The 20,080-nt window shown below is 61.9% G+C and carries 18 protein-coding genes; 3 read left to right on the forward strand and 15 right to left on the reverse strand.

The window, feature by feature from the left end; all coding sequences use genetic code 11:
* Window positions 1–168 precede the first annotated feature (168 nt).
* Window positions 169–2,742: a DNA mismatch repair protein MutS gene (gene mutS, locus QCL51_RS19365; RefSeq protein WP_028698024.1), complete on the forward strand. Its 2,574-nt coding sequence runs from the start codon at window positions 169–171 to the stop codon at window positions 2,740–2,742.
* Between the two features lie 140 nt (window positions 2,743–2,882).
* Window positions 2,883–3,206 (forward strand): ferredoxin FdxA, encoded by a 324-nt coding sequence (gene fdxA / locus QCL51_RS19370; RefSeq protein WP_004375459.1) that lies wholly within the window; start codon window positions 2,883–2,885, stop codon window positions 3,204–3,206.
* 517 nt (window positions 3,207–3,723) lie between these two features.
* Here the strand turns inward: fdxA and rpoS are convergent.
* The 8 genes from rpoS to QCL51_RS19410 all read right to left on the reverse strand — a co-directional run bounded on the left by rpoS (window position 3,724) and on the right by QCL51_RS19410 (window position 11,190).
* Window positions 3,724–4,731 (reverse strand): RNA polymerase sigma factor RpoS, encoded by a 1,008-nt coding sequence (gene rpoS, locus QCL51_RS19375; RefSeq protein ID WP_021785876.1) that lies wholly within the window; start codon window positions 4,729–4,731, stop codon window positions 3,724–3,726.
* Between the two features lie 108 nt (window positions 4,732–4,839).
* Entirely contained in the window at window positions 4,840–5,697 is an 858-nt protein-coding gene (locus QCL51_RS19380) for a peptidoglycan DD-metalloendopeptidase family protein (RefSeq protein ID WP_021785877.1), read from the reverse strand.
* 237 nt (window positions 5,698–5,934) lie between these two features.
* Window positions 5,935–6,573 carry a protein-L-isoaspartate(D-aspartate) O-methyltransferase gene (locus tag QCL51_RS19385; RefSeq protein ID WP_162149611.1) on the reverse strand — a complete coding sequence of 213 codons (639 nt, stop codon included), beginning with the start codon at window positions 6,571–6,573 and terminating at the stop codon, window positions 5,935–5,937.
* Between the two features lie 35 nt (window positions 6,574–6,608).
* Window positions 6,609–7,358: a 5'/3'-nucleotidase SurE gene (gene surE / locus QCL51_RS19390; RefSeq protein ID WP_021785879.1), complete on the reverse strand. Its 750-nt coding sequence runs from the start codon at window positions 7,356–7,358 to the stop codon at window positions 6,609–6,611.
* Window positions 7,346–8,404, reverse strand: a complete 1,059-nt coding sequence (gene truD, locus QCL51_RS19395; protein WP_021785880.1) for a tRNA pseudouridine(13) synthase TruD — start codon at window positions 8,402–8,404, stop codon at window positions 7,346–7,348. The genes surE and truD overlap by 13 nt, the downstream gene beginning before the upstream one ends.
* Window positions 8,401–8,874 carry a 2-C-methyl-D-erythritol 2,4-cyclodiphosphate synthase gene (gene ispF, locus QCL51_RS19400; RefSeq protein WP_021785881.1) on the reverse strand — a complete coding sequence of 158 codons (474 nt, stop codon included), beginning with the start codon at window positions 8,872–8,874 and terminating at the stop codon, window positions 8,401–8,403. Before ispF ends, truD begins: the two co-directional genes overlap by 4 nt.
* Before the next feature lie 340 nt (window positions 8,875–9,214).
* The gene (fghA, locus tag QCL51_RS19405; RefSeq protein ID WP_014592130.1) at window positions 9,215–10,069 is read right to left on the reverse strand and encodes an S-formylglutathione hydrolase; all 855 of its coding nucleotides are present in this window, start codon (window positions 10,067–10,069) and stop codon (window positions 9,215–9,217) included.
* Between the two features lie 8 nt (window positions 10,070–10,077).
* Window positions 10,078–11,190 carry an S-(hydroxymethyl)glutathione dehydrogenase/class III alcohol dehydrogenase gene (locus QCL51_RS19410; RefSeq protein ID WP_021785895.1) on the reverse strand — a complete coding sequence of 371 codons (1,113 nt, stop codon included), beginning with the start codon at window positions 11,188–11,190 and terminating at the stop codon, window positions 10,078–10,080.
* Window positions 11,191–11,297: 107 nt separating this feature from the next.
* On the opposite strand from QCL51_RS19410, the gene QCL51_RS19415 reads away from it, so the two are divergent.
* A complete protein-coding gene (locus tag QCL51_RS19415) occupies window positions 11,298–12,194 on the forward strand; it encodes a LysR substrate-binding domain-containing protein (RefSeq protein WP_021785896.1) in 897 nt (298 codons plus the stop codon).
* Window positions 12,195–12,259: 65 nt separating this feature from the next.
* Here the strand turns inward: QCL51_RS19415 and ispD are convergent, their stop codons facing one another.
* The 7 genes from ispD to QCL51_RS19450 form a co-directional block, all read right to left on the reverse strand.
* Window positions 12,260–12,967 (reverse strand): 2-C-methyl-D-erythritol 4-phosphate cytidylyltransferase, encoded by a 708-nt coding sequence (ispD, locus tag QCL51_RS19420; protein WP_021785897.1) that lies wholly within the window; start codon window positions 12,965–12,967, stop codon window positions 12,260–12,262.
* A complete protein-coding gene (ftsB, locus tag QCL51_RS19425) occupies window positions 12,964–13,245 on the reverse strand; it encodes a cell division protein FtsB (protein WP_021785898.1) in 282 nt (93 codons plus the stop codon). Before ftsB ends, ispD begins: the two co-directional genes overlap by 4 nt.
* A 164-nt stretch (window positions 13,246–13,409) precedes the next feature.
* A complete protein-coding gene (gene eno / locus QCL51_RS19430; RefSeq protein WP_021785899.1) occupies window positions 13,410–14,699 on the reverse strand; it encodes a phosphopyruvate hydratase in 1,290 nt (429 codons plus the stop codon).
* A gap of 154 nt (window positions 14,700–14,853) precedes the next feature.
* Window positions 14,854–15,699, reverse strand: a complete 846-nt coding sequence (gene kdsA / locus QCL51_RS19435; protein WP_021785900.1) for a 3-deoxy-8-phosphooctulonate synthase — start codon at window positions 15,697–15,699, stop codon at window positions 14,854–14,856.
* 3 nt (window positions 15,700–15,702) lie between these two features.
* Window positions 15,703–17,331 carry a CTP synthase gene (locus QCL51_RS19440; protein ID WP_012270851.1) on the reverse strand — a complete coding sequence of 543 codons (1,629 nt, stop codon included), beginning with the start codon at window positions 17,329–17,331 and terminating at the stop codon, window positions 15,703–15,705.
* Between the two features lie 267 nt (window positions 17,332–17,598).
* Entirely contained in the window at window positions 17,599–18,882 is a 1,284-nt protein-coding gene (tilS, locus tag QCL51_RS19445; protein ID WP_279934660.1) for a tRNA lysidine(34) synthetase TilS, read from the reverse strand.
* Window positions 18,883–19,037: 155 nt separating this feature from the next.
* On the reverse strand, window positions 19,038–19,985 hold the full coding sequence (locus QCL51_RS19450) for an acetyl-CoA carboxylase carboxyltransferase subunit alpha (RefSeq protein WP_003252323.1): 948 nt from the start codon (window positions 19,983–19,985) through the stop codon (window positions 19,038–19,040).
* Window positions 19,986–20,080 lie beyond the last annotated feature (95 nt).

Below are 20,080 nucleotides of genomic sequence, written 5' to 3' on the forward strand. Positions count from 1 at the left end.
GTCAATAAGCCTTCATCGCGGTTGCCCGGTACTGCCTGCCCGGTACCCGTGGTAACCTATGCGACTTTAAAATCCGGTGGGTCTCGGCGTCGCAAACGCAACACAGAACGCCTCAAATTTGCCCCACAATGTTGAGACCTACTTTCTAAGCCATTGATGAATAAAGCAATCTCAGATCTTTCCGCACACACCCCGATGATGCAGCAGTACTGGAAGCTGAAGAACCAGCACCCGGACCAGCTGATGTTCTACCGCATGGGCGACTTCTACGAAATCTTCTATGAAGATGCGAAAAAGGCCGCGAAACTGCTGGATATCACCCTGACCGCCCGCGGTCAGTCGGCCGGCCAGTCCATCCCCATGTGCGGGATTCCGTTCCATTCGCTGGAAGGCTACCTGGCCAAGCTGGTCAAGCTCGGCGAGTCGGTGGTGATCTGTGAGCAGGTCGGCGACCCAGCCACCAGCAAGGGCCCGGTGGAGCGCCAGGTGGTGCGCATCATCACCCCCGGCACGGTCAGTGACGAGGCACTGCTCGACGAGCGCCGCGACAACCTGATTGCCGCACTGCTCGGTGACGAGCGCCTGTTCGGCCTGGCGGTACTGGACATCACCAGCGGCAATTTCAGCGTGCAGGAGATCAAGGGCTGGGAAAACCTGCTGGCCGAACTCGAGCGCCTGAACCCGGTCGAGCTGTTGATCCCCGACGACTGGCCCCGGGACCTGCCTGCGGAGAAACGCCCTGGCGCCCGCCGCCGCGCACCGTGGGACTTCGACCGCGACTCGGCACGCAAGGCCCTGTGCCAGCAGTTCGCGACCAAGGACCTCAAGGGCTTCGGCTGCGACAAGCTGACCCTGGCCATTGGTGCCGCCGGCTGCCTGCTGACCTACGCCAAGGAAACCCAGCGCACCGCCCTGCCGCACCTGCGTAGCCTGCGCCACGAGCGCCTGGATGATACGGTCATACTCGATGGTGCCAGCCGACGAAACCTTGAGCTGGACATCAACCTGGCCGGCGGGCGCGACAACACCCTGCAATCGGTGATCGACCGCTGCCAGACTGCCATGGCCAGCCGCCTGCTGAGCCGCTGGCTGAACCGCCCGCTGCGTGACCTCAAGGTGCTGCAAGCACGCCAGGACTCGATCCGCTGCCTGCTCGACAGCTACCGCTTCGAAAAACTGCAGCCGCAGTTGAAGGAAATTGGCGATATCGAGCGGATTCTCGCCCGTATTGGCCTGCGCAATGCCCGCCCGCGCGACCTGGCACGCCTGCGCGATGCGCTGGGCGCGCTGCCAGAGCTGCAGAACGCCATGACCGAGCTCGAAGCGCCGCACCTGGCGCGTCTGGCGGCCATTACCGGCACCTATCCAGAACTGGCCAGCCTGCTGGAACGGGCGATCATCGACAACCCGCCGGCGGTGATCCGCGATGGCGGCGTACTGAAGGCCGGCTACGACAACGAACTGGACGAGCTGCTGGCAATCAGCGAGAACGCCGGCCAGTTCCTGATCGACCTGGAAGCCCGGGAAAAGGCCCGTACCGGCCTTGCCAACCTCAAGGTCGGCTACAACCGTGTACACGGCTACTTCATCGAACTGCCGACCAAGCAGGCCGAGCAGGCCCCGGGCGACTACATCCGCCGTCAGACACTCAAAGGCGCCGAGCGCTTCATCACCCCAGAGCTGAAGGCGTTCGAGGACAAGGCATTGTCGGCCAAGAGCCGCGCCCTGGCCCGCGAAAAGATGCTCTACGACGCCCTGCTGGAAACCTTGATCAGCCACCTGGCACCGCTGCAGGACAGCGCTGCCGCCCTGGCTGAACTGGATGTGCTCAGCAACCTGGCCGAGCGCGCACTGAACCTCGACCTTAACTGCCCGCGCTTCGTCGACGAGCCTTGCCTGCGCATCGAGCAGGGCCGCCATCCGGTGGTGGAGCAGGTACTGACCACGCCGTTCGTGGCCAACGACCTGGGCCTGGACAACAACACGCGCATGCTGATCATCACCGGCCCGAACATGGGCGGTAAGTCCACCTACATGCGCCAGACCGCCCTGATCGTGCTGCTGGCGCACATCGGCAGCTTCGTCCCTGCGGCGAGTTGCGAGCTGTCGCTGGTCGACCGCATCTTCACGCGCATCGGCTCCAGCGATGACCTGGCCGGCGGGCGCTCGACCTTCATGGTCGAGATGAGCGAAACCGCCAACATCCTGCACAATGCCACCGACCGCAGCCTGGTGCTGATGGACGAAGTGGGCCGCGGCACCAGTACCTTCGACGGCCTGTCGCTGGCCTGGGCCGCCGCCGAGCGCCTGGCCCAACTGCGTGCCTACACACTGTTCGCCACGCACTACTTCGAACTGACCGTGCTGCCGGAGAGCGAGCCGCTGGTGGCCAACGTGCACCTGAACGCCACCGAGCACAACGAACGCATCGTGTTCCTGCACCATGTACTGCCCGGCCCTGCCAGCCAGAGCTACGGCCTGGCCGTGGCGCAACTGGCCGGTGTGCCGACGGTGGTCATCCAGCGAGCCCGCGAACACCTGGGGCGCCTGGAAACCACCAGCCTGCCGCACGAGCAGCCTGCGGCCGCAAAAGCCAAGGATGCGCCTCAGGTACCGCACCAGAGCGACCTGTTCGCCAGCCTGCCACACCCAGCCATCGAGAAGCTGGGCAAGCTGCAACTGGACGACATGACCCCGCGTCAAGCTATCGAAATGCTATATCAACTAAAGAACCTGTTATAACGGCGCCCACTACAAGCTGATAGAATCCGCCGCGGTTTGCTGGTGCTGCAGGTTATTAGCCTGGCCTGCAGCCACATCGCCGTAAACCGCGCGGCCCTGAGAGGAAGGGCCGCCGCCGTCGCCTGAGGAGAGAATTAGAAATGACCTTCGTCGTCACCGACAACTGCATCAAATGCAAATACACCGACTGCGTGGAAGTCTGTCCGGTGGACTGCTTCTACGAAGGCCCGAACTTCCTGGTCATCCACCCGGACGAGTGCATCGACTGCGCCCTGTGCGAGCCGGAGTGCCCAGCGCAAGCCATCTTCTCGGAAGACGAAGTGCCTGCTGGCATGGAGAACTTCATCGAGCTGAACGCGGAGCTGGCGGAAATCTGGCCGAACATCACCGAACGTAAGGATGCCCTGCCAGACGCTGAAGAATGGGACGGCAAGACCGGCAAGATTGCCGACCTGGAGCGCTGATAGCGCCCAGATGCGAAAAAGGCCCCTTGGGGCCTTTTTTGTTTTTCTGCGGGCAAAAAAAGGGGCGGTTTGACCCGCCCACATTTTTTCCGTAGTCCCTGCTTGTCCCAAACATCATCCTGATGAAATCGCTTCTTGCGATGTCCCTGGCCTTCATCCTGAAAGCCTGCGCATGTCCCTGTGCACAGTTCGAATACTAGCGGGTTGAGTCGGGCGGGCAAGCGCCAGACCTCACAGGGTATTTCCGAAGACACATTTGGTCAGCGGCGAATAAAGCATGATTTTCAATGACTTGTAAAAAACCAGCGCCAGGAAACGACAATGGTCTACTGAGACGTGCGTAGATAGCTTACAAAACGAGTAAGAAAAGGCTTACAGGCAATGTTACCGGGGTAGCGCAGTACATATTAGATATCTGTTCTGCCCTGAAGTGCCCCCCCCCGACGTTCTCAAACTTTTCGCCCCACACACAAAAACGCCCCGAGGTCATCGGGGCGTTTTGAGTGACAGACCTTCGCTACTGGAACAGCGACTCACTGGACAGGCCATTCTTCTCAAGGATCTCGCGCAAACGCTTGAGCCCCTCTACCTGAATCTGCCGCACCCGCTCCCGGGTCAGGCCAATCTCCAGGCCAACATCTTCAAGGGTACTGCTTTCATGCCCACGCAGGCCAAAGCGACGCACCACCACCTCGCGTTGCTTGTCGGTCAGCTCACCCAGCCACTGATCAATGCTCTGCGACAGGTCGTCATCCTGCAGCAATTCGCACGGATCAGTCGGGCGGTCGTCGGTCAACGTATCAAGCAGGGTCTTGTCCGAGTCCGGGCCAAGCGAAACATCCACAGACGACACCCGCTCATTCAGGCCCAGCATGCGCTTGACCTCGGTAACCGGCTTCTCCAGCAGCGTGGCGATTTCTTCTGGTGAGGGTTCGTGGTCGAGTTTCTGGGTCAGCTCGCGCGCGGCACGCAGATAGACGTTCAGCTCCTTGACAACGTGGATCGGCAGGCGAATGGTGCGAGTCTGGTTCATGATCGCCCGTTCGATGGTCTGGCGAATCCACCAGGTCGCATAGGTCGAAAAACGGAAACCACGCTCCGGGTCGAACTTCTCGACCGCACGGATCAACCCCAAGTTGCCCTCCTCGATCAGGTCGAGCAGCGACAGGCCACGGTTCACGTAACGACGGGCAATTTTGACAACCAGGCGCAGGTTGCTTTCGATCATGCGCTTGCGGCCGGCAGGGTCACCCTTTTGCGACAAGCGCGCAAAATGCACTTCTTCTTCCGGCGAAAGCAGCGGCGAGAAACCAATCTCGTTGAGATACAGCTGGGTGGCATCGAGCGCCCTGCTGTAATCGATGTACTTGTGTTGCTTGAGCGAAGAGCCCGACTTGGCCCTCGTCCGAACCGAAGATACAGCAGGTTCGTCTGACACCACATCCGTTTCCAAAACGATGCCCGTCTCCATCAGGAGGACGTCATCATCGATGTCAAACTCCGGCACTTCTTTACTGAGAGCCATTGTTATAATCCTTTGCTGAGTTCGAACTCAGACTCGAGCGGCACCTTTATCCCTGGCAGCGCTTGAGCCTGTCCCCTCTACATCACAGGAACAGGCTGGGTACAACGATCAACGACGTGGCAGGAACTGGAGCGGATCGACGGGTTTGCCCTGGCGGCGAATCTCGAAATGCAGCTTCACCCGATCTGTGCCCGTAGACCCCATTTCAGCAATCGACTGCCCTGCCTTGACCTGCTGCCCCTCCCGAACCAACAGCCTGCGGTTATGACCGTAGGCACTGACGTAGGTGTCGCTGTGCTTGATGATGATCAGCTCGCCGTAGCCCCTCAAACCACTCCCGGCGTATACCACTGCACCATCAGACGCAGCAAAAACAGGCTGTCCCAAATCACCGGCGATATCAATGCCTTTATTCAAACTACCGTTTGAAGCAAATTTTCCAATCAGCACGCCGTTGGCAGGCCAAGCCCAGCCGCCTACCGCACGCTCCGCAGCCGGCACGCTGGCAACCACGGGCGCGCTGCCCGAAGAGGCCGGCGCGACTGGTTTACGGGTGCTGGCGGGCGCGGTTGCAGTGCTGCCCACAGGCCGCCGCGTGACCGTGGTGCGGCTTGACGAGGACGGGTTGGATACCACCGTGGTGCGGCTGCTGGAACCGCTGCTGAAACGGATCGCCTGCCCCGGGCGGATGGTATAGGGCGCCAGGATGCCATTGCGTGCAGCCAGCTCCTTGTAGTCCCAACCATAACGGAAGGCGATGGAGAACAGGGTGTCGCCTGGCTTGACGATGTATTGCCCGGAAGTCACCGCCGGGCGCTTGGGCACGGTGTTGTTGCGGTCGACCACCCGCGCGTTGTTGCTGCTGGTGCTTGAGCAACCCACCAGAAGCGCGCCCATGGCCAATGCAATCACCAGAAGCTTGAAACCCGACCCGTCCTTGCGCTGCCGAATGACTGTGTGACCCACCCGCGCTCCCCTCATGGTGCCGAAAATCTATATGAAGACAAGAAATGCAATATTGTTGCAATTATAACCAAGCCAGCCGGTATTGGCAGACGGGTACGAAAGACGGGCGAACCCCCCCGGCGCACGCTGTGCGTTAGCGCTTCGCACCGCCTGATAGACAGGGCGAAGCGACAAGAATTCGCCGGCGGCACAAAAATACACCGCGCCTCATGCCTGCACAGCTCAGATCAACAGACCTCAGGCCAGGGGACCATTGAGCAGTGGCACGAAACGCACAGCCCCCAGTACGCGACGGGAGAATCCATGCTCCTCGCGCACGATCAGCATCAGTTGCTGCACTTCGCCGGCAGGCCCTACCGGGATGACCATGCGCCCACCGGGTGCCAACTGGTCGAGCAGTGCCTGTGGCACTTCCGGCGCCACGGCGGTGACGATGATGCCGTTGTAGGGCGCAAGCGCCGGCCACCCCTCACAACCGTCACCCCAGCGGAATACCACGTTGCGCAGGTTCAGCTCCACCAGGCGCTCTTTGGCCCGGTCCTGCAGTACCTTGATGCGCTCTACCGAGAACACCCGCTCGACCAGCTGGGCCAGGATCGCCGTCTGGTAGCCCGAGCCGGTGCCAATCTCCAGCACCTTGTCCAGCGGCCCGGCCTCGAGCAACAGCTCGCTCATGTGCGCAACCATGAACGGCTGTGAAATGGTCTGGTTGTGGCCGATCGGCAGCGCGGTGTCTTCGTAAGCCCGATGGGCCAGCGCCTCGTCAACGAACAAGTGGCGCGGCGTACGACGGATTACGTCGAGCACCTGGGTGTTCGAAACACCCTCCTCGCACAAGCGCTGGATCAGCCGCTCCCGGGTACGCTGAGAGGTCATGCCGATGCCACGCCGCAGCATATCGTCCTCACGCATCAGAGCAGGCCCTCCAGCCAACCATCGAGCTGCTCGAAGGCATCATTGAAGGTGCGATCGAGTTGCAGCGGGGTAATTGATACGTAGCCTTGCATCACCGCGTGGAAGTCGGTGCCCGGGCCGCCGTCCTCGGCATCACCGGCCACAGCAATCCAGTAGCCTTCCTTGCCACGCGGGTTGACCACCTTGGTTGGCGCCGCCGCACGTGCCCGGTGACCGAGACGGGTGAGCTGGATGCCACGGATGTGCTCCAGCGGCAAGTTGGGAATATTGACGTTGAGTACGGTGCGTGGCGGCAACGCCAGGCGCGACTGTGCCTCGACCAGACGGCGGGCGATATAGGCCGCGGTCGGCAGGTTGTCCGGCAGGCGCGACAACAGCGAGAACGCCAGCGAGGTACCGCCGAGGAAGCGGCCTTCCAGCGCCGCAGCGACCGTTCCCGAATACAGCACGTCGTCGCCCAGGTTGGCACCGAGGTTGATCCCCGACACGACCATGTCCGGCGTCTGCGGCAACAGCCCATTGAGCCCCAGGTGCACGCAGTCGGTCGGCGTGCCATTGAGGCTGATGAAGCCATTGGCCAGGGTCTGCGGGTGCAGTGGCCGGTCCAGCGTCAGCGAACTGCCGGCGCCGCTCTTGTCTTGATCCGGGGCGATCACTGCGCACTCGGCATAATCCACCAGCGCAGCGTGCAGCGCGGCGATGCCAGGTGCGGTAACACCGTCGTCATTCGAAATCAGAATACGCATGGGCTGTCCGTCTGCCCTGCCGACACCAGATCCACGACTTCACGCACCACCACGGTGGCGAAGCATCCGGCCGGCAGGACGAATTCCAGTTGCAGGATATCAGGCTCGGGATAATGCCACGTCAGGCCGCCAATAGGGAGCCGCAGAATTCGTCGTTCGTGATCCATGCCCGCCTGGGCCAACCACTGGCAAAGTGCCGGCTGGCGTGCGCCGATAGCGTTTTCCAGCTGGGCAGGCACAGCGCCCGCAGGTGAAGCGCCCTCCCCCCACATCGGCCCGGTCGGGTGCAGGTCGAGAATCGCCAGGCGCGGGTCGGCACATTCCGCCTCACCCGCCGGGAAGAAACTGCGGCTGTCGGTGAACGCCAGCAGGTCCCCGACCTGGGCTCGGGCCCAGCTACCGTCAGCGACACGCGCAGCCAGCAACTGATTGAACAGATAGCTGCGCCCGGCCGAAAGCAGCCGCGAACGCACGTTGCGCTGCTCAGGCAAAGCCTTGCGCGCGGCCCAATCGAGGGCGTCATGAACGTTGCCACCGCCGTGCCCGAAACGCTGAGTGCCGAAATAGTTGGGCACACCGTGCTGTCTGAGCTGTTCCAGGCGCGCATCCACCGCCTGGTGATCGGCAGCCAGGGCCGTCAGGCGCAAGGTGAACCCGTTGGCCGAATGCGCGCCACGCTGCAGTTTGCGCTGATGGCGCACCTGCTTGAGCACACGCAGGCTGGCATCCTCTGCACGCGACAGATCCGGGTCGGCCTTACCCGGCAGGTGCAGGCTGAACCACTGGCGGGTCAGCGCCTGGCGGTCCTTGAGGCCGGCGTAGCTGATGCTGCGCACCGGTACGCCAGCGGCGCGGGCGAGGCGTCGGGCGGCTTCTTCGGTGTTCAGATCACGCTTTTCGACCCACAGCCACAGGTGCTCGCCTTGGCCCGATAGCGGGATATCCAGGACTTCGTCAACCTGAAAGTCTTCGGCAACCGCTTTGAGGACGGCGGTACCCAGTGCTTCACCCGATGCGCGAGGGCCCAGCAGTTCCAGTTCGGTCATGCTGGCAGCAACAGGGCGACCGAATGCACGGCAATGCCCTCCTCGCGGCCGGTAAAGCCCAGCTTCTCTGTGGTGGTGGCCTTGACATTGATCTGGTCGAGTTCGACCTGCAGGTCTTCGGCGATCAGCTGGCGCATGGTTTCGATGTGTGGGGCCATTTTCGGTGCCTGAGCGACGATGGTGGCGTCAACGTTGCCGACCTTCCAGCCTTTGGCCTTGACGATACCGACCACATGGCGCAGCAGCGCGCGGCTGTCAGCACCCTTGAACTGTGGGTCGGTGTCGGGGAAATGCTTGCCGATGTCGCCCAGCGCCGCAGCGCCAAGCAAGGCATCACTCAGGGCGTGCAGCAGCACGTCACCGTCGGAATGGGCCAGCAGGCCGTATTTGTGGGGGATACGCACCCCGCCCAGGGTAATGAAATCACCGTCGCAGAAACGGTGCACATCGTAGCCGTGGCCAATACGCATAAAAAAACGCCCTGAATGAGTCAGGGCGTGATTCTACCTGCTTTTGAGGCAGTGGGGCGTGAGGTGATTGACGCGGCATTGTCGGCGCCTGGGAGATCGGCGCCGCCCGCGCGGCGCATCGCGAGCTGCGCTCGCTCCTACGTTTGTTTCGGGCCAGTTATTTCTGAGGGATTTGCGCGCGAGCATTTTGCTGCATGGCGCGATATCACGTTGGACGAACAAGGCGGTCGCGCGCATTGGCACAGGCGTTACTGGCCCGAAACAAACGTAGGAGCGAGCGCAGCTCGCGATGCGCCGCGCGGGCGGCGCCCGATCTCCCAGGCGCCGAAAAAGCTACGCCTTACACCCGCCCCAGTGCCACCGCATGATGACGCAGGTGCTCCTCGATGAAGCTGGCAATGAAGTAATAGCTATGGTCATAGCCCGGCTGCATACGCAGGGTCATTTCATGGCCACCTTTGCGTGCCGCCTGTTCCAGCGCTTCAGGCTTGAGCTGCTTCTCGAGGAAATCGTCACGGTCGCCCTGATCCACCAGCAACGGCGGGCATTGGCCAGCAGGGGTTTCGGCCAGCAGCACGCTGGCATCCCACTCACGCCAGCGCCCACGGTCTTCACCCAGGTAGCGGCTGAAGGCCTTCTCGCCCCACGGACAATCCATCGGATTGCTGATCGGCGAGAATGCCGACACCGACCGGTAGCGCCCCGGGTTGCGCAAGGCGCACACCAGCGCGCCGTGCCCACCCATGGAGTGGCCGCTGATGCTACGCTCGCCCGACGCCGGGAAGTGCGCCTCGATCAGGGCTGGCAACTCCTCCACCACATAGTCGTGCATGCGGTAGTGCTGGGCCCAGGGTTGCTGGGTGGCGTTGAGGTAGAAGCCAGCGCCCAGGCCGAAGTCCCAGGCACCGTCCGGGTCGCCCGGCACCTGCTCGCCACGCGGGCTGGTATCAGGAGCAACGATGATCAGCCCCAGCTCGGCGGCCAGACGCTGGGCGCCGGCCTTCTGCATGAAGTTCTCGTCGGTGCAGGTGAGGCCGCTGAGCCAGTACAGTACCGGCAGCTTTTCGCCCTGCTCGGCCTGCGGCGGCAGGTACACAGCAAACACCATGTCGCAACCCAGCACCTTGGAGTGATGCCGGTAACGCTTGTGCCAGCCGCCGAAGCTCTTCTGGCAGGAGATGTTATCCAGGCTCATGGCAGACCTCAGAAGTGGATCACGCTACGGATGCTCTTGCCTTCATGCATCAGGTCGAAGGCCTTGTTGATGTCTTCCAGGCCCATCGTGTGGGTGATGAAGGTATCCAGCGGGATCTCGCCTTTCTCGGACATTTCCACGTAGCTCGGCAGCTCGCTGCGGCCACGCACCCCGCCGAACGCCGAACCACGCCAAACCCGACCGGTCACCAGCTGGAACGGACGCGTGGAAATTTCCTGGCCGGCACCGGCCACACCGATGATCACCGACTCACCCCAACCCTTGTGGCAGCATTCCAGAGCGGCGCGCATCAGCTGAACGTTGCCGATGCACTCGAAGGAGAAGTCCACGCCACCATCGGTGAGGTCGACGATCACTTCCTGGATCGGGCGATCGTAATCTTTCGGGTTGACGCAATCGGTGGCACCCAGTTGGCGGGCGATTTCGAACTTGGCCGGGTTGATGTCGATGGCGATGATACGTGAGGCCTTGGCCTTGACCGCACCGATCACGGCCGACAGACCGATGCCACCGAGGCCGAAGATGGCCACGGTATCACCCGGCTTGACCTTGGCAGTGTTGAGTACCGCGCCGATACCGGTGGTGACGCCGCAGCCCAGCAGGCAGACCTTTTCCAGTGGTGCTTCTTTCTGGATCTTGGCCACGGAAATTTCCGGCAGCACGGTGTACTCGGAGAAGGTCGAGGTCCCCATGTAGTGGAACAACTCCTGGCCCTTGTACGAGAAGCGCGTGGTGCCGTCCGGCATCAGGCCCTTGCCCTGGGTGGCGCGGATGGCCTGGCACAGGTTGGTCTTGCCCGAGAGGCAGAACTTGCACTTGCCGCATTCCGGGGTGTACAGCGGGATGACGTGGTCGCCCACGGCGACCGAGGTGACCCCCTCGCCTACCGCTTCGACAATTGCACCACCTTCGTGGCCGAGGATCGATGGGAAGATACCTTCCGGGTCAGCACCGGACAGGGTATAGGCATCGGTGTGGCAGACACCGCTGGCGACCACGCGCAGCAGCACTTCACCGGCCTTTGGCATGGCCACGTCGACTTCGACGATTTCCAGGGGTTTCTTGGCTTCGAAGGCTACGGCAGCACGGGACTTGATCATCAAAGGTCTCCAGACAGTGGGTCGATTCAGTCTCGCAGTGTAATTCAGCGCCTTTTGATGAATAATCAGGCCAAAGACAAAACATTATTGCCATACAGGGATAATCAATGAGCAGCCGATGGGAAGGCATCGACGAATTTGTCGCCGTGGCCGAATCGGGCCAGTTCACTGCCGCCGCCGAACGCCTGGGGGTTTCCTCATCGCACATCAGCCGGCAGATCGCCCGGCTGGAGGAACGCCTGCAAACGCGCTTGCTGTACCGCAGTACCCGCCGGGTAACCCTGAGCGAGGCCGGGCAGACCTTCCTGCAGCACTGCCAGCGCTTGCAGGATGGCCGTGAGGAAGCGTTGCGCGCCATGGGCGACCTGGCCAGCGAACCCAAGGGCTTGCTGCGCATGACCTGCGCTGTGGCCTACGGCGAGCGCTTCATCGTGCCGCTGGTGACACGATTCATGGCGCTGTACCCGCAGCTGCGCGTGGATGTGGAGCTGAGCAACCACACCCTCGACCTGCTGCATGAAGGCATGGACCTGGCCATCCGCCTGGGCCGCCTGGCCGACTCTCGGTTGGTGGCCACCCGTCTGGCGCCGAGGCGCATGTACCTGTGCGCCTCGCCGGCCTATCTTGAGCGCTATGGCCGGCCACACAGCCTGTCCGAGCTGGCGCGGCACAATTGCCTGGTGGGGAGTTCGGACTTGTGGGCACTACAGCAGGATGGCCGTGAGATCAGCCAGCGGGTACAGGGTAACTGGCGCTGCAACAGTGGCCAGGCCGTGCTGGATGCGGCGTTACAAGGGATAGGGTTGTGCCAGTTGCCGGATTACTACGTATTGGAACACCTCAATAGCGGCGCGCTGGTGTCGCTGCTTGAGGCGCACCAGCCGCCGAATACCGCGGTTTGGGCGCTGTATCCGCAGCAGAGGCACCTGTCGCCGAAGGTGCGACGGCTGGTGGATTACCTGAAGGAGGGGTTGGCAGGGTTGCCGGAATACCGGTTCGGCTAACGGGATGTACTGCATGTACTGGCCTCGTCGGGTGAACCCGCGAAAAGGCCAGTACAGGAGAATGTTCAGCGTTTACCCGCCCAGCGCTGGCGCAACCATTCGAGATCTTCGGGCCGGGTCACCTTTATGTTGTCACTGCGCCCTTCCACGAGCCGCGGCGCCTGACCGGACCATTCGATGGCAGAAGCCTCGTCGGTGACCACCACATCCGACACCAGGCATTCGGCCAGCGCCCGATGCAACGCTCCAAGGCGGAACATCTGAGGTGTGTACGCCTGCCAGATCGTGCTGCGGTCCACAGTAGCACTCACCCGGCCATTACTGTCGGCGCGCTTGAGGGTATCGCGCGCCGGCACCGCCAGCAGACCACCCACCGGATCGTCCGCCAGCTCCGACAACAGCTTGTCCAGGTCGCTGCGTGCCAGGTTCGGCCGCGCGGCATCGTGCACCAGTACCCAGTCGCTGTCAGCCGCCCCTTGGGCATGCAGCATCAGCAAGGCGTTAAGCACCGAGTCAGCTCGCTCACGGCCACCTGCCGCGCGCTGGATGCGTGGGTCGCTGGCATAGCGCAGGCCAGGCCAGTACGGGTCGTCTTCGGCAATGCTGACCACCACGCCTTTAAGCGCCGGATGGCCAAGAAAACAGTCGAGGCTGTGCTCGAGTAGCGTCTGCCCAGCCAGCTCCAGGTATTGCTTGGGGCGGTCGGCAGCCATGCGGGCACCTACACCCGCCGCAGGAATCACGGCCCAGAAGGCCGGCAAGGTATCGATCATTTCTGTGGCAACTGGAAGAGGGTTTCGCCCTCTTTTACCATCCCCAATTCATGGCGGGCTCGTTCTTCAACGGTCTCCATGCCTTTTTTCAGCTCTAGCACTTCAGCATCGAGCACGCGATTACGCTCGAGCAAGCGCTCGTTTTCGGCATGCTGATCGGCAATCTGCTGCTTCAGTTCGGTTACTTGCGCCAGGCTGCCGCTACCCACCCACAGGCGGTACTGCAGGCCACCCAACAGCAAGAGCAGAACGAGGAACAACCAATAGGGACTGCGCATCACGTTATCCAGGTTAAAAAGGCTGCCGCGTTTTACTTCGGGGCCTCGAATAGCACGAAGCCTGGCCGAGGCCAGGCTTCGTCGACAGAAACCCGTTGGTACGTAGGAAAGTTCAGTACGAACGTTCCTACAACTTCGGCTGCTGCCTTTTTACCATCTCTTGCTTAACCGCGAAACTCGGCACGACCGCGGTAAACCGCTTTGGCGCCCAGTTGCTCTTCGATGCGCAGCAGCTGGTTGTACTTGGAAACGCGGTCGGAACGGCACAGCGAACCCGTCTTGATCTGGCCAGCAGCAGTACCCACAGCCAGGTCGGCGATGGTCGAGTCCTCGGTTTCACCGGAACGGTGCGAGATCACTGCAGTGTAACCGGCAGCTTTGGCCATCTGGATGGCTTCCAGGGTTTCGGTCAGCGAGCCGATCTGGTTGAACTTGATCAGGATCGAGTTACCAATGCCCTTCTCGATGCCTTCCTTGAGGATCTTGGTGTTCGTCACGAACAGGTCGTCACCGACCAGCTGGACTTTTTCACCGATCTTGTCAGTGAGGATTTTCCAGCCAGCCCAGTCGGACTCGTCCAGGCCGTCTTCGATCGAAATGATCGGGAAACGCTCGGTCAGGCCTTTCAGGTAGTCGGCGAAGCCTTCGGCGTCGAACGACTTGCCTTCACCGGACAGGTTGTACTTGCCGTCTTCGTAGAATTCGGAAGCCGCGCAGTCCAGAGCCAGGGTCACGTCGGTGCCCAGCTTGTAGCCGGCTTTTTCGACAGCTTCGGCGATGGCGCCCAAGGCGTCTTCGTTGGATGCCAGGTTAGGGGCGAAACCACCTTCATCACCTACGGCGGTGTTCAGGCCACGGGCCTTCAGTACAGCCTTGAGGTGGTGGAAGATTTCGGTGCCCATGCGCAGGCCGTCAGAGAAGGTCTTGGCGCCAACCGGCTGAACCATGAACTCCTGGATGTCGACGTTGTTGTCGGCATGCTCGCCACCGTTGATGATGTTCATCATCGGAACCGGCATCGAGTACTCGCCTGGGGTGCCGTTCAGGTTGGCGATGTGCGCGTACAGCGGCAGGTCCTGGTCCTGGGCAGCTGCTTTGGCGGCAGCCAGGGAAACAGCCAGGATGGCGTTGGCGCCCAGCTTGGCCTTGTTCTCGGTACCGTCCAGTTCGATCATGGCGCGGTCCAGAGCCTTCTGGTCGGAAGGGTCCTTGCCCAGCAGCAGGTCACGGATCGGGCCGTTGATGTTGGCGACGGCCTTCAGCACGCCCTTGCCCATATAACGGCTCTTGTCGCCATCACGCAGCTCCAGCGCTTCGCGCGAGCCGGTGGAAGCACCGGACGGCGCGCAAGCGCTGCCGATGATGCCGTTGTCGAGCAGTACATCGGCTTCCACGGTGGGGTTGCCACGCGAATCGAGAACTTCACGACCTTTGATGTCGACGATTTTTGCCATTGTTGTAAGCACTCCAGAATTGACGAAAACAACGCAGCTTAGAGAATTCTTGCCGTTCACCTGGCTGAGATTGCGATTGGCAGGCCAAGTGAAGGGAGCCCCTGACCGGCGGGTCAGGGGTGGAACGGGCAGTACTTTACCCGAGAAATGAGCTTTACGCGGTTTCTACCGTCGGAAAACTTTTCACCAGGTCGTCCAGTTGCTTGAGCTGGGCCAGGAATGGCTCCAGTTTGTCCAGGCGCAGCGCGCACGGACCATCGCACTTGGCGTTGTCCGGATCGGGATGCGCTTCGAGGAACAGCCCGGCCAGGCCCTGGCTCATGCCGGCCTTGGCCAGGTCGGTAACCTGGGCGCGGCGGCCACCGGCAGAATCGGCGCGACCACCCGGCATCTGCAGGGCATGGGTCACGTCGAAGAACACAGGGTACTCGAACTGCTTCATGATACCGAAGCCGAGCATGTCCACTACCAGGTTGTTGTAGCCGAAGCTTGAACCACGCTCGCAGAGGATCAACTGGTCATTACCGGCCTCTTCGCACTTGGCCAGGATGTGTTTCATTTCCTGAGGTGCGAGGAACTGGGCCTTCTTGATGTTGATCACCGCACCGGTCTTGGCCATGGCCACCACCAGATCGGTCTGCCGCGACAGGAAGGCCGGCAGCTGGATGATGTCGCACACCTTGGCCACCGGCTCGGCCTGATACGGCTCGTGCACGTCGGTAATCACCGGCACATTGAAGGTGCGCTTGATCTCTTCGAAGATCTTCAGCCCTTCTTCCAGGCCAGGCCCACGGTAGGACGTTACCGACGAACGGTTGGCCTTGTCGAAGCTGGCCTTGAACACATACGGGATACCAAGCTTTTCGGTAACCCGCACGTACTCTTCGCAGACCTTCATTGCCAGGTCACGGGACTCCAGGACGTTCATGCCGCCGAACAGGACGAACGGCTTGTCGTTGGCGATCTCGATGTTACCGACGCGAATGATCTTCTGAGTCATTGATCAGGCCTTGTTCTTCTGAGCCAGGGCTGCCTTGACGAAACCACTGAACAGCGGGTGGCCGTCACGCGGGGTGGAGGTGAACTCCGGGTGGAACTGGCAGGCGACGAACCATGGGTGGTCCTTGGATTCGACCACTTCCACCAGCGCGCCGTCTTCGGAACGACCGGAAACCACCAGACCAGCGTCCACCAGTTGTGGCAGCAGGTTGTTGTTCACTTCGTAGCGGTGACGGTGACGCTCGGTAATCACGTCCTTGCCGTAGCAGTCGTGCACTTTGGAGCCGGCAGCCAGCTGGCAGTCCTGTGCGCCCAGGCGCATGGTGCCGCCCAGGTCGGAAGCCTCGTCGCGGGTCTCGACGGCACCGGTGGCATCGGCCCACTCGGTGATCAAGCCGACCACGGGGTGGCCGCTGTTACGGTCGAACTCGGTGGAGTTGGCGTCTTTCCAGCCCATCACGTTACGGGCGAACTCGATGACGGCCACCTGCATGCCCAGGCAGATACCCAGATACGGCACCTTGTTTTCACGGGCATACTGCACCGCGGTAATCTTGCCTTCCACGCCACGCAGGCCGAAACCACCCGGAACCAGGATGGCATCAGCGCCTTCCAGCAGGCTGGTACCCTGGTTCTCGATGTCTTCCGAGTCGATGTAACGCAGGTTGACCTTGGTACGGTTGGTAATGCCGGCGTGGCTCATCGCTTCGATGAGCGACTTGTACGCATCCAGCAGCTCCATGTACTTGCCGACCATGGCGATGGTCACTTCGTGCTCCGGGTTGAGCTTGGCATCGACCACCTTGTCCCACTCGGACAGGTCGGCGCCATTGCACTGCAGGCCGAAACGCTCGACGACGAAGTCGTCCAGGCCCTGTGCGTGCAGTACGCCCGGGATCTTGTAGATGGTGTCGACGTCTTCCAGCGAAATCACCGCACGCTCTTCAACGTTGGTGAACAGCGCGATCTTGCGACGCGACGAAGCATCGACCGGGTGGTCGGAGCGGCAGATCAGCACGTCAGGCTGCAGGCCGATGGAGCGCAGTTCCTTGACCGAGTGCTGGGTCGGCTTGGTCTTGGTTTCGCCAGCGGTGGCGATGTACGGGACCAGGGTCAGGTGCATCAGCATGGCACGCTTGGAACCCACTTCGACGCGCAGCTGGCGAATCGCCTCGAGGAACGGCTGCGACTCGATATCACCCACGGTACCGCCGATTTCCACCAGGGCCACGTCGGCATCGCCGGCACCCTTGATGATGCGACGCTTGATTTCGTCGGTGATGTGCGGGATGACCTGGATGGTCGCGCCCAGGTAATCACCACGACGCTCTTTACGCAGCACGTGCTCGTAGATACGGCCAGTGGTGAAGTTGTTGTTCTGGGTCATGGTCGTGCGGATGAACCGCTCGTAGTGACCCAGGTCGAGGTCGGTCTCGGCACCATCATGGGTGACAAAAACTTCACCGTGCTGGAACGGGCTCATGGTGCCCGGGTCGACGTTGATGTACGGATCCAGCTTGAGCATGGTGACCTTCAGGCCCCGCGCTTCCAGGATGGCCGCCAGGGAAGCCGAGGCAATGCCTTTCCCCAATGAAGAAACAACACCGCCCGTGACGAATATGTAGCGCGTCATGAAAAACCCTAGAAGTCTGCGTTAAGGCGGCCAGCGCCGCCGGAGAAAGCGAAGGAAGGCCGAAGCCCCCGATCACCTGCGTCAATCACAGTGCATCTCGAAAAACTGCCGCGTCTGTACAGCCAGGGTATCCCCGGCATGGCGTTCGCTCGTCATTTCCAGAATCAGCTCGGCAAAAAACTGCTTGGTAATCGGCAACTCCTGTGTTTTCGCGGAACCCACAGAAGTTGTATCAAGAAGGGAGGGTAGTCTACCGGAATGTACCCTTCAGCTCAAACCTTGCGCGTTCGTCGGTAACTGCCAGTGCAGCTGGCAATCCGCCTGCACCAGCCCGGGCAGGTTGGCTACCGCCAGCAGGCATTCGCCGCGATACAGCAACGGCAGGCGCGAGCGCAGGAAATGCGGCACCTGCTGCTCGTTGAGCAGGCGCTTGAGGTCACGCCGGCCACGGCCGGGAACCTCCAGCATTTCACCACCCTGACGGTAGGCAACGCGCAACCCGCCCGGCACGGCTGCGCCAACAAGACGCACGCTACCATTGCCCGGCAACCGCAATGGCACATCAGGCTCGGGCCAGGCCAGCGAGCCAGCCGGTTGCTGTAGCCAATCACCGCTCAACCACCAGATGCGCCCGTGGCTACGTACCAACCGTCCATCGGCAAGCCGCCAGACTGGCCGGGCATCGGCAGCGGCATCGCGCAGGTCTGCCCAGCCGGCCCAGTGCCGGGTATCGGGCAAACGGGTGCGCTGGCTCAGCCAGTACTGCAAGGCATTGCGCTGACGGGCCGGCGATAACGTCAACAGGGCGGCCAGGTCGAGGGAATCCAGCCCCGGCCAGACGATGGGCGCCCCCTTACGCGCAAGCGCCAGATCCTCCCGGGCCAGTTCGTCCAGCAAACCCAGCGCCTCACCCAGATGTTCTGCTGCACGGGCGAAGTTCTGGCTGGCCTGAGGCCAACGTTGCTGCAAGTGCGGCATCACTTCGCCGCGCAGGTAGTTGCGGGCGAATTGTGTGTCGGCGTTTGACGGGTCATCGATCCAGACCAGCCCTTGGGCTTTGCCGTAGTCCTGCAACTGCTGCCGGGAACAACCCAGCAACGGCCTGACCAGGCTGCCCCGCCCTAATGCCCGCTGCACCGGCATGGCTGCCAGGCCGCGCAGGCCCGCGCCGCGCAACAGGCGGAACAGCAGGGTCTCGGCCTGGTCGTCGCGGTGCTGGCCAGTGAACAGGATGTCGCCCGGGCCGAGGACTTGCCTGAAGGCGGCATAGCGGGCGTCGCGAGCGGCCTGCTCAAGACTGGCGCCGGGACTGACCTGGACGTGGATGACCTGGAGCTCGATGCCAAGATTGTCGCAGATGGCTTGGCAGTGGGCGGGCCAGGCGTCAGCAGCGGACTGCAGGCCATGATGGACATGAATGGCACGCAGCGGGGGGGATGTGTGCTGGCAAGCGAAGTCGGCCAGCTGGTACAGGAGGACGGTGGAATCGAGGCCGCCAGAGAACGCGATGAACCAGGTGGGGGCGTTGAGCCAGGGGGCGAGATCAATCATCAGGACCTCGAAAGGTTTGATGCCGCATTCGCGGGTAAACCCGCTCCCACAGGGGCCGTGCATTCCCTGTAGGAGCGGGTTTACCCGCGAACACCGGCGAAGCCGGTGCCGTCAATCACAAGGGCCACAAAAACGGCCCCCGGGGCAAATCAGAATCAGAGACCGTAGCTCATCAGGCGCTCGTAACGGCGGGCCAGCAGCGCGTCGTTGTCGAACTTGCCGAGCATGTCCAGCTGCTGCACCAGATCGGCACGAATGCTTTCGGACATCTTGGCCGGGTCACGGTGGGCGCCGCCCAGCGGCTCCTGGATGACCTTGTCGACAATGTTCAGGCTCTTCAGGCGCTCGGCGGTGATACCCATGGCTTCGGCCGCGTCTGCTGCTTTGTCGGCAGTTTTCCACAGAATGGAAGCACAGCCTTCCGGCGAGATAACCGAGTAAGTGGAGTACTGCAGCATGTTCAGTTGGTCGCACACGCCAATGGCCAGTGCCCCACCGGAACCACCCTCACCGATCACGGTAGCGATGATCGGAGTTTTCAGGCGTGCCATGACACGCAGGTTCCAGGCGATGGCTTCACTCTGGTTGCGTTCTTCAGCGTCGATACCCGGGTAGGCGCCCGGCGTGTCGATGAAGGTCAGGATCGGCATCTTGAAGCGTTCGGCCATTTCCATCAGGCGACAGGCCTTGCGGTAGCCTTCCGGGCGCGGCATGCCGAAGTTGCGACGCACTTTCTCGCGCACTTCACGGCCCTTCTGGTGACCAATGACCATGACCGGCTTGCCGTCCAGACGCGCAGTACCACCCACGATGGCGGCGTCGTCAGAGAAGTGACGGTCCCCGTGCAGCTCTTCGAACTCGGTGAAGATGTGCTCCAGGTAGTCCAGGGTGTATGGACGACGGGGGTGACGGGCCAGGCGGGCGATCTGCCAGCTGGTCAGGTTGCCGAAGATGCTTTCGGTCAGGGTGTTGCTCTTGTCTTGCAGACGGGCAATTTCATCGCTGATGTTCAGCGAGTTGTCGTTACCCACCAGGCGCAGGCCTTCGATCTTGGCTTGCAGGTCGGCAATCGGCTGTTCGAAATCGAGGAAATTCGGGTTCATAGTCATCCGTCTTGGGTCTACGGCCAGGCGGCCGGCCGGTTGATCCGTTTGGCGCCATACCTTAAGGGATCAGGCGCATTCAGGTCGAGATTAAA

The organism is Pseudomonas sp. LTR0, from assembly GCF_036630035.1.
GTDB classification, from domain to species: Bacteria; Pseudomonadota; Gammaproteobacteria; order Pseudomonadales; family Pseudomonadaceae; genus Aquipseudomonas; species Aquipseudomonas putida_Y.

Coding starts and splice junctions, on each gene's coding strand:
- fdxA (WP_004375459.1), top strand. CDS start 2,883: ATGACCTTCGTCGTCACCGACAACTGCATCAAATGCAAATACACCGAC.
- rpoS (WP_021785876.1), bottom strand. CDS start 4,731: ATGGCTCTCAGTAAAGAAGTGCCGGAGTTTGACATCGATGATGACGTC.
- QCL51_RS19385 (WP_162149611.1), bottom strand. CDS start 6,573: ATGACCTCTCAGCGTACCCGGGAGCGGCTGATCCAGCGCTTGTGCGAG.
- surE (WP_021785879.1), bottom strand. CDS start 7,358: ATGCGTATTCTGATTTCGAATGACGACGGTGTTACCGCACCTGGCATC.
- truD (WP_021785880.1), bottom strand. CDS start 8,404: ATGACCGAACTGGAACTGCTGGGCCCTCGCGCATCGGGTGAAGCACTG.
- ispF (WP_021785881.1), bottom strand. CDS start 8,874: ATGCGTATTGGCCACGGCTACGATGTGCACCGTTTCTGCGACGGTGAT.
- fghA (WP_014592130.1), bottom strand. CDS start 10,069: ATGAGCCTGGATAACATCTCCTGCCAGAAGAGCTTCGGCGGCTGGCAC.
- QCL51_RS19410 (WP_021785895.1), bottom strand. CDS start 11,190: ATGATCAAGTCCCGTGCTGCCGTAGCCTTCGAAGCCAAGAAACCCCTG.
- QCL51_RS19415 (WP_021785896.1), top strand. CDS start 11,298: ATGAGCAGCCGATGGGAAGGCATCGACGAATTTGTCGCCGTGGCCGAA.
- ispD (WP_021785897.1), bottom strand. CDS start 12,967: ATGATCGATACCTTGCCGGCCTTCTGGGCCGTGATTCCTGCGGCGGGT.
- ftsB (WP_021785898.1), bottom strand. CDS start 13,245: ATGCGCAGTCCCTATTGGTTGTTCCTCGTTCTGCTCTTGCTGTTGGGT.
- eno (WP_021785899.1), bottom strand. CDS start 14,699: ATGGCAAAAATCGTCGACATCAAAGGTCGTGAAGTTCTCGATTCGCGT.
- kdsA (WP_021785900.1), bottom strand. CDS start 15,699: ATGACTCAGAAGATCATTCGCGTCGGTAACATCGAGATCGCCAACGAC.
- QCL51_RS19440 (WP_012270851.1), bottom strand. CDS start 17,331: ATGACGCGCTACATATTCGTCACGGGCGGTGTTGTTTCTTCATTGGGG.
- tilS (WP_279934660.1), bottom strand. CDS start 18,882: ATGATTGATCTCGCCCCCTGGCTCAACGCCCCCACCTGGTTCATCGCG.
- QCL51_RS19450 (WP_003252323.1), bottom strand. CDS start 19,985: ATGAACCCGAATTTCCTCGATTTCGAACAGCCGATTGCCGACCTGCAA.